The organism is Vibrio sp. 1069 (genome assembly GCF_033340555.1).
This window is the reverse complement of record NZ_JAWOWP010000864.1, coordinates 1-538: the sequence shown is the minus strand read 5'-3', so window position 1 is coordinate 538 and position 538 is coordinate 1. Positions and strand designations below refer to the sequence as shown.

The 538-nt window shown below is 46.1% G+C and carries 1 protein-coding gene; it reads right to left on the bottom strand.

Going from position 1 to position 538, the window contains the following annotated elements:
- Positions 1-144: 144 nt before the first annotated feature.
- The coding region (locus R7040_RS29495; protein ID WP_318098056.1) for a TRAP transporter large permease subunit at positions 145-538 on the bottom strand (394 nt) is incomplete at its 5' end.

Sequence of the window (538 nt, the reverse complement as noted above, 5' to 3'; positions counted from 1 at the left end):
CCGACGTAAAAACAAAAAGAAGTGGTACGGTTATGAGCGCAGAGTCCATCCCGATCCGAGAAAACAAGATTTTAAATCCATAGACGAAGAGGTGTGATAGCTCACACCTCTTTTTGGTTGCGTGAATGTAATTCGAAAAATGTGTTATTTAGTGATTATTTCTGGCCCCATCAAGGTCGTTGGTAACCAGGTTGATACCCAAGGTACATAAGTCACAATTATCAAGAACAAGAACATGACACCCACCCATGGCAATGCCGCTTTTACAACATTCATCATCGACATTCTTGCCACCCCAGCCGTTACAAACAGGTTCAACCCGACTGGTGGCGTTATCATGCCGATTTCCATGTTCACCACCATCATGATACCGAGGTGAATTGGGTCGATGCCCAGCGCAATGGCAATTGGGAACACCAAAGGAGCAACGATGATAAATAAGACCGAAGGCTCCATAAACCGACCACCGATCAGGAGCAACAAGTATACAACTATCAAGAACGTAATTGGCCCAAGCCCCGCAGACAGCATCGAGCCC